7 protein-coding genes and 1 pseudogene are annotated in these 7,417 nt (G+C 64.6%); 4 read left to right on the forward strand and 4 right to left on the reverse strand.

Annotated elements, in window-relative coordinates; translation table 11 throughout:
• The first annotated feature begins 73 nt into the window (after positions 1-73).
• Together VFW93_RS05960 and VFW93_RS05965 are read left to right on the forward strand one after the other, a co-directional pair.
• Positions 74-1,846: an ExeA family protein gene (locus VFW93_RS05960; RefSeq protein ID WP_329693070.1), complete on the forward strand. Its 1,773-nt coding sequence runs from the start codon at positions 74-76 to the stop codon at positions 1,844-1,846.
• A complete protein-coding gene (locus tag VFW93_RS05965; RefSeq protein WP_329693071.1) occupies positions 1,830-2,495 on the forward strand; it encodes a general secretion pathway protein GspB in 666 nt (221 codons plus the stop codon). The genes VFW93_RS05960 and VFW93_RS05965 overlap by 17 nt, the downstream gene beginning before the upstream one ends.
• Here VFW93_RS05965 and VFW93_RS05970 read toward each other — a convergent pair.
• Entirely contained in the window at positions 2,485-3,837 is a 1,353-nt protein-coding gene (locus VFW93_RS05970) for an ATP-binding protein (protein WP_329693072.1), read from the reverse strand. The two genes, VFW93_RS05965 and VFW93_RS05970, sit on opposite strands and share 11 nt — an antisense overlap.
• Entirely contained in the window at positions 3,834-4,559 is a 726-nt protein-coding gene (ompR, locus tag VFW93_RS05975; protein ID WP_329693073.1) for a two-component system response regulator OmpR, read from the reverse strand. Before ompR ends, VFW93_RS05970 begins: the two co-directional genes overlap by 4 nt.
• Before the next feature lie 236 nt (positions 4,560-4,795).
• Between ompR and VFW93_RS05980 the strand changes: the two genes are divergently transcribed.
• Together VFW93_RS05980 and VFW93_RS05985 are read left to right on the forward strand one after the other, a co-directional pair.
• Positions 4,796-5,794, forward strand: a complete 999-nt coding sequence (locus tag VFW93_RS05980; protein WP_329693074.1) for a hypothetical protein — start codon at positions 4,796-4,798, stop codon at positions 5,792-5,794.
• A 42-nt stretch (positions 5,795-5,836) separates the two neighbouring features.
• Positions 5,837-6,106 carry a cysteine rich repeat-containing protein gene (locus tag VFW93_RS05985; RefSeq protein ID WP_329693075.1) on the forward strand — a complete coding sequence of 90 codons (270 nt, stop codon included), beginning with the start codon at positions 5,837-5,839 and terminating at the stop codon, positions 6,104-6,106.
• Positions 6,107-6,147: 41 nt separating this feature from the next.
• Here the strand turns inward: VFW93_RS05985 and modD are convergent, their stop codons facing one another.
• Together modD and VFW93_RS05995 are read right to left on the reverse strand one after the other, a co-directional pair.
• A complete protein-coding gene (gene modD / locus VFW93_RS05990; protein ID WP_329693076.1) occupies positions 6,148-6,993 on the reverse strand; it encodes a ModD protein in 846 nt (281 codons plus the stop codon).
• A 139-nt stretch (positions 6,994-7,132) separates the two neighbouring features.
• Positions 7,133-7,417 (reverse strand): annotated as a pseudogene (locus VFW93_RS05995) (cyanophycin synthetase); the annotation flags it as partial.

Here is a 7,417-nt window from a genome sequence, read left to right on the forward strand (position 1 = left end):
CTGAGACGCCCGCCCGCCTGTGGTGGGATGTCCACTGTCACGGACTGGGCCACAGTAAGGCTATGCTTGCCCCATGTACGCGCAATATTTCGGCCTGAAACAGGCGCCGTTCTCGATCGCGCCCGACCCGCGTTACCTGTTCATGAGCGAACGCCATCGCGAGGCGCTCGCTCACCTGCTGTATGGCGTGGGCGGTGGCGGTGGCTTCGTGGTGCTCACGGGCGAGATCGGCGCGGGCAAGACCACGGTCTGCCGCTGCTTTCTGGAACAGATCCCGCGCCGCACGAACGTGGCCTACATCTTCAACCCGAAGGTGACGGTGGCCGAACTGCTCAAGTCGGTGTGCGACGAGTTCCGCATCCCCTACGAGCACCAGGGCCCTGGCCAGGCCACGATCAAGGACTACGTTGACCCGCTCAACGAGTTCCTGCTCAAGACGCACGCCGTCGGGCAGAACAACGTCCTCATCATCGACGAAGCCCAGAACCTGTCCACCGACGTGCTGGAGCAGTTGCGCCTGCTGACCAATCTGGAGACCAGCGAGCGCAAGCTCCTGCAGATCATGCTGATCGGCCAGCCCGAGTTGCGCACCATGCTGGCCCAGCCTGAACTGGAGCAGCTGGCCCAACGCGTGATCGCGCACTTCCACCTGGAGGCGCTGACCGAAGAAGAGACCGGGCAATACATCCAGCATCGCCTGTCCATTGGCGGGCTCAAACGGGGCCGCTTGTTTGACAGCAAGGCGGTGCGCCGCATTCACCAGCTCACGGGTGGCGTGCCGCGCCGCATCAACCTGCTGTGCGACCGGGCCCTGCTGGGCGCCTATGTCGAAAACAAAAGCAAGGTCGATCGGCAGATCGTGGACAAGGCAGCCCAGGAGGTCTTCCAGACCGCCAAGACTGGTCCAGCACATCAAGGCACGTCCAAAACCGCGTCCACCAGCGCCTCAGGCACACCACCTCGCCGCAAGAAGGGCAAGCAGGAACCCTGGATGCCCTGGCTGGCTGGCGGCCTGCTGTTTGCCGCCATTGCCGGGATAGGCGGTGCTGCCTGGCTGCATCAACACCAGAAGAACCAGACATCGAAGCTGCCTGGCAAGGACGCGGCCGGCGCAGCTTCAGCTTCGCGCGCGGCCAGCGCGCCCCAGCACACGGCATCATCTGCTTCTGGCGGGGCCATGAGTACCTCACTGGCCGCACCGCCGATCGACGCCCGCATGGTCTACCAATCGGCCTTCCGCAAGGAAAAGGATGCGCTGCGGGCCCTGGCTCCGATGTGGCAGGTCACGCTGGGCGACGGCGGCGATGCCTGCACCCAGGCGCAGCAACAGAACCTTGCCTGCTTCCGCAACAGTGGCGGCCTGGCACTGATACGTCAACTGGAGCGCCCGGTCGTGCTGGCCCTGCATGACGACCACAACCAGGCCATCTACGCCGTGCTGACCGGCCTGAAGGACCAGACTGCGCTATTGCAGTTCGATGGCCACACCTATGCCCTGCCGCTGAGCGCACTGGCCAGCATGTGGCGCGGCGACTTCACCACCTTCTGGCGCACGCCACCTGAATTCAGGATGAAGATCCTGCCTGGCAACACGGGTGTCGTGGTGGACTGGCTCGCCATCCAGCTCAGCAAGATCGACAAGACTGCCGCGCCCTCGGGCAAGCAGGTTTTTGATGCCACCATGCAATCGCGGGTGTACGCTTTCCAGATGGCCCAGGGCCTCAAGCCTGACGGTGTCGTGGGTGCCACCACCTTCATGCTGATCAACCGGGCTGTCGGCATTGAGGAGCCTCGATTGCAAACCGGCCAGACCACTGCGAGACGAAACGATGTCCTACATCCTTGACGCCCTCAAGAAGGCGGATGCCGAACGCGAGCGTGGCACGGTGCCGGGCTTGCACTCGCAGCCGCTGGGCCAGGTCGAAGACGATGACGCGGGGGGTCGCAAGGCCATCGCACCGGCTGTGTGGATTGGTGCGGGCGTAGGCATCTGCCTGATCGCCGTATTGAGCTGGCAACTGCTCATGCGTGAGCCGGCGCCACAAGCTGCGGCGCCGATGCCCGCGCCTGAGATGGCGACGGTCCCTGTCTCGCCAGCGCCAGCGAACCCACCTGGTCACGCCGTGCCTTACCCACCACCGCCGGCCCCGCCAACCAGAGAACCTGATGTGGCGCGCGCACCCGCCCCAACGGCGGCACCGGCCCCCACTCCAGCCCGCACCACCACGAATGCGTCGGCGACGGCCACCGCGCCACAGGCCAATGCCCGCGTGCCCTCCGTCAACGAGTTGCCTGACGACGTTCGGCGCGACCTGCCCCAACTGGTGATTGGTGGTGCCATGTACTCCGAGACACCATCAAGCCGCATGCTGATCATCAACAGCCAGGTCTTCCATGAAGGCGATCAACCCTATCAAGGGCTGGTGCTGGAAGAGATCCGCCTGAAATCAGCGGTGTTCAAGTACCGAGGCTACCGCTACGCGATCAACTATTGATCGCCACAGGCCAGCGCACCCGCGCCACGAGCCCGCCGCCTTCTCGCGCCAGCAACTCAAGCCTGGCGTGATGCGCCTTGGCAATGCGCTCGACGATGGCCAGCCCCAGGCCGGCACCGGCCTCCCGTTGTGAGCGCGCCTCGCTGCCCTGTGCGAAGGGCTGCCTGACGTGTTCGAGCAACTCGGGCGCGATCCCCGGCCCGCGGTCCATCACATCAATGAGCAAATGGCCCTCGTTCCAGCCGGTGCGCACCGCTATCGGCGGGCGACCATGCCTTTGCGCATTGACGACCAGATTGGTCAAGACGCGGCGCACCCCCTGAACAGGCAAGGTCATGCGCGGCAGATCAGCCAGTTGCAGGCCCACCTCGTCGGCCACCGCGCCATCCAGCACACACATGGCGACGACCTCGCGCACGACATCGTTCACGTCGACGGACACAAGCGGCTCCAAGGGCTGATCACCCACGCCATGGCTGGCGCGCGTGAAATCCATGAACTGCTCCAGCAAGTGCGCCATGCCATCCGTGCTGCGATCCAGGCTCGCCAGCAGCGCTGCGTCGCCCTGCCCCTTGAGCATCTCGGTGGCGAGCCTGATCTTGGTCAGCGGTGTACGCAGATCATGCGACAGGCCCGCCAGCATCAAGGCACGCTCCTGCTCGTGGCGAGCCAGATCGGCCGCCATCTCATTGAAGCCTCGGGCCACTGTGGCGATTTCTGCCGGCCCATCTTCCGGCAAGACGGGCGGTCGCTCGCCGCGTCCCAAAGCGCGAGCGGCCTCCATCACACGCGTCAAAGGCTGGTTGAGCCTGCGCTGTATCAGCCAGGCACCGCCAATGGCAAGCAAGGCAGACACGACCGATCCCCACACCCAGGCGCGAGACAAGGCGTGCCCAGGCACGAGCCCTGGCACCGTCAACCAGTACGGTACGCCGTCCAGCGAGATGGACACAGCCAGAATCCGCCCATGTTCGCGACGCCAGGCCAGGTCTGCTGACTGCACGGACAGGGCCTGCGCAATCTGATCCACATAGACCTGCTCGAGCGCCGTCAATCGCTTCAGATCACGGGGGCGGTTGTCGGCGTCCGGCGCCTGGGCCAGCAAGGCCAGCTCCCGGTCATTCAAGCGTTCAACAAAAGCCTTGCGCTGCGCTGGCGGCAAGCCGGACAGGCCGGCCTGCAAGGCCTGGATGTGCCGGGCTGCACTCAGCGCAGCCTGCCGCACACGCGGCTTCATCACCAACTCGCGGAACAGGCCTGCACTGCTGATCTGCGCCACGATGATCAGCACCACAATCAACAGGAGATTGCGGTGAAACAGAGAGCGAGGCAGCCAGTTCATGAGCCCGCCTTGTCAGGATGGGGCACAAACACATAGCCCACTCCCCATACCGTCTGGATATGGCGAGGGCTGGCCGGATCAGCCTCGATCAGGCGCCGCAGGCGCATGACCTGCACATCGATGCTGCGGTCCGTGGCCTCGTGATCGCGTCCGCGTGTGAGTTCGATCAGGCGATCACGCCCGAGCGGCCGGTTGGCGTTCATCACCAGGGCATGGAGCAGGTTGAATTCCACGGTACTGAGGGCCACGTCCTCCTCATCGCGCAGCAGGCGGCGCTGAGCCGCCAGGAGCTTGAACCGCCCGAACAAAACGGGCTCCTCGCCCAGCGGGCCGCCATGCGCGCCCAGGAGGCGCTGCCGGCGCACCATGGCCTGCACACGCGCCAACAACTCGCGTGGCAAGAAGGGTTTGGGCAGATAGTCGTCTGCGCCCATCTCCAGGCCCAGGATGCGGTCGACCGGATCGCCCCGGGCCGTGAGCATCAGGATAGGCACCGTTTCACCTTGAGCCCGCAGACGCCTGCACAGGGACAAGCCATCTTCGCCCGGCATCATCACGTCCAGCACCAGGACATCGAAGCGCTCGCGGGCCAGCAGCTTTTCGGCCGCTGCAGCGTCGGCCGCCGCGCGCACCTGCATGCCCTGCTCGCCCAGGTATCGCTGCAGCAGGCTGCGCAGTTCCGCTTCATCGTCGGCGATCAGGATTCGGGGCGCTTCGTTCATGGTCGTTCAACTCTTCTGCGCAGCATGATAGGCGGCCGAAGGCGGCGGTCCATGGCCTCACCCACAACGCGCCGCACGAAATCATGACAAACGATGACACGCGCCGCGTGGATGTCATCGCTTGCCATGGATGTCACGTTGTCTGTCTGGTAGTCGGCCCGCGTTTGCGACACAGTCACTTCACACCTCCAACACACCTGTGAACTGCAACGCCGGCGACAACACAAGGACCATCCATGCGCACCCTCACGCTCAGCACACTGGGACTCGTCACGGCCCTGTCTGGCCATGCCGCTGATCTCGCCACACGCATCCCTTTGTCACAGCGCAGTGAAGCCGCTCGCACCACGGCCAACGAGGCCGCGGCCTGCAAGGCAGCCCAGCCCTTTTTCTGGGAAATCGGCAACGCGGAACGCCCCCTTGCCGCAGGCCAGGCTGGCGACAAGGCGCCCGACGCGCAAACCCGGCTGGCGCTGGCCTCGGCCTCCAAATGGCTGTATGGCGCCTACGTTGCGCAAGAGCGGCAAGGCAAGCTCAGCAATGAAGACATCCGCTTCCTCACCTTTGAAAGCGGCTACACCCGTTTCAAGGTTTGTCTGCCAGGGCAAACGGTAGGCGAATGCCAGGCCAGCCTGCTCAACGGCCGGGGCCGCATCGACTTGCAGACCAGCAACCTGTTCGACTACAACGGCGGGCACATGCAGAAACACGCCACCCTGATGGGGTTGAGCATGCTCAACAAGGACGCGCTGGCAGTGGCCATCCAGCGCGGCCTGCGCCCGATCGGACCAGGCTGGGACATCAGCTACAGCCAGGCACAACTGGCAGGCGGCGCGGTGGGGACGGCATCGCAATACAGCCGCTTCCTGCGAGCCGTGCTCCGCAACGATCTGCAGATCGGCGCTCTGCTTGGCACACATGCGGTGTGCACCAACCCTGCTACCTGCCCGAATGAGGCCCTCAAGACACCCATTCCGCCAACCGAGACCTGGCATTACTCGATCGGCCACTGGGTGGAAGACGACCCCAAGGTAGGCGACGGCGCCTTCAGCAGCCCAGGTGCATTCGGCTTCTACCCCTGGATCGATGCCAGCAAGACCTTCTACGGCGTGCTCGCACGTGAAGACCGCAGCGGCATGCGCTCGGACGATCCCGATCAGAAGCCCGCTGTGCAATCGGTAGATTGCGGGCGACTCATCCGCGCAGCCTGGCTCAACGGGCAAGCGCAACCCTGATTCTTTGGATTCCCCCACACAGCACGACAAGGAAACTGCATCATGAAACTGCATCAATCAGCCTTGATGGGCCTGGCTCTCTCGCTCACCTTGGGTCTGGGCGGCGTCGCGCACGCTGAAGACAAGGTCCGGGACGCCTGCAAGGAGGACGCCAAGACCCTGTGCAACGGCGTCAAGCCCGGCGGTGGTCGCATTGCCGCCTGCCTGAAGGAGCACAAGGACGAGGTATCGGCCGAATGCAAGGAGGCCGTGAAGGACCATCGCGGTGAACGCCCACGCCGTCCCGGCCGCAAGGGCAGCGACGCGAACTGACTCAAGGGCGACTGGATCGACGGCGGCTTGACGATGGCCGCTCAGACATCGCGAGAGAACCGTACTTCCACATCGCGTGGCGGTGCGTGATAGGGTGCCGACGACACCAGGATGTCGGCACCTGCCTCGGCATAGGCCACGGCGTTGCTGGCGTTCACACCACCGGCCACGGCCAGCGTCGGATGCAGGTGGCTGGTGTGCAAGGCCACCTTGCATTGCCTCACGGCCTCGGGCGTGAAGCGCTCCAGTTGCAGCACGTCGGCACATGACGTGGCCATGGCCAGGGCTTCCTGCATGCTGCCCACCTCCACCACCAGGCGTTTTTCTGGCTGGTACTTGCGCAGGCGGCCCACCATGTCATCGGTGCTGACATCCAGAAAGACACGGTGCTCGGGGAACAGCAACATGGTCTCTGACAGGCCCATGCGGTGCATGATCCCACCGCCACTCAAAACGGCCTTGACCGCCAGGGCCCGTGTGCCCGGAAAGGTCTTGCGCGTACAAGCCAGTGGCTGAGCATGCCCTGCGGCTCGCAACTCGGTCACGATGCGCGCCACCTCGCTGGAGATGCCACTGGCGTATTCCATCAGGGTCTGCGCCACCTTCCAGACCAGCAACAAGGTGGCGGCACGGCCATGGGCACTGATCAACTCGGCACCGCCCAGCACATGCTTGCCTGAAGGCGCGATCACCGTGGCGGTGGCGCCGTACAGCTCGAACAAGCGGGCAGCCTCTTCGGTGCCGCATACCGTCATGGGCTGTCTGGCCGCCATCACGACGCGACCCGGCATGTCACCCAGCCCCAAGCCCAGGGTGGTCATGTCACCGTAGGGGGCGTCCTCTTGAATCAGGTCTTGCAGGGCGTCATCAGACAAAGCTCTGAGCATGTTCGGGACTCCACTTTCGCAGTGTCGCCATCATGGCACCACCAACCGCCCAATGGTTGGATCTCCCAGAAAAGCACGCGGCCGGGGTGCACATTTCGCACACCCCGGCCGCGCTTTGACTCAACCCGATGGCGCTGGATCAGGCTGCCTGCTGAGCCTCCGCGCAACGCCTGGCCAGGTGGGCCAGCGCCTCTTCCACCTGATCGACCAGGATCAGGCACAGGTCACCGGCCTGCAGGCGGTCCAGTGCCAGATCAATGGCCACGAACTCGCCGCGGACCTCGTCGACCTTCTGGGCACGCTGCGCCTTGGCCAGGCCTTCGCGCAGGAGGTTGAGCACCTCGCCATCTTCACGGCCACGCTGACAGGCATCCTGAAACAGAATCAGCTCGTCAAAGGCATCGCCCAGGATGGCGGTCTGCTC

Source organism: Aquabacterium sp., assembly GCF_036279675.1.
GTDB lineage: Bacteria > Pseudomonadota > Gammaproteobacteria > Burkholderiales > Burkholderiaceae_C > Aquabacterium.

What these genes read in the sequence shown, in the direction of transcription:
- ompR (WP_329693073.1), bottom strand. Translation starts at nt 4,559, where the DNA reads ATGAACGAAGCGCCCCGAATCCTGATCGCCGACGATGAAGCGGAACTG.
- VFW93_RS05985 (WP_329693075.1), top strand. Translation starts at nt 5,837, where the DNA reads ATGAAACTGCATCAATCAGCCTTGATGGGCCTGGCTCTCTCGCTCACC.
- VFW93_RS05965 (WP_329693071.1), top strand. Translation starts at nt 1,830, where the DNA reads ATGTCCTACATCCTTGACGCCCTCAAGAAGGCGGATGCCGAACGCGAG.
- VFW93_RS05970 (WP_329693072.1), bottom strand. Translation starts at nt 3,837, where the DNA reads ATGAACTGGCTGCCTCGCTCTCTGTTTCACCGCAATCTCCTGTTGATT.
- modD (WP_329693076.1), bottom strand. Translation starts at nt 6,993, where the DNA reads ATGCTCAGAGCTTTGTCTGATGACGCCCTGCAAGACCTGATTCAAGAG.
- VFW93_RS05960 (WP_329693070.1), top strand. Translation starts at nt 74, where the DNA reads ATGTACGCGCAATATTTCGGCCTGAAACAGGCGCCGTTCTCGATCGCG.
- VFW93_RS05980 (WP_329693074.1), top strand. Translation starts at nt 4,796, where the DNA reads ATGCGCACCCTCACGCTCAGCACACTGGGACTCGTCACGGCCCTGTCT.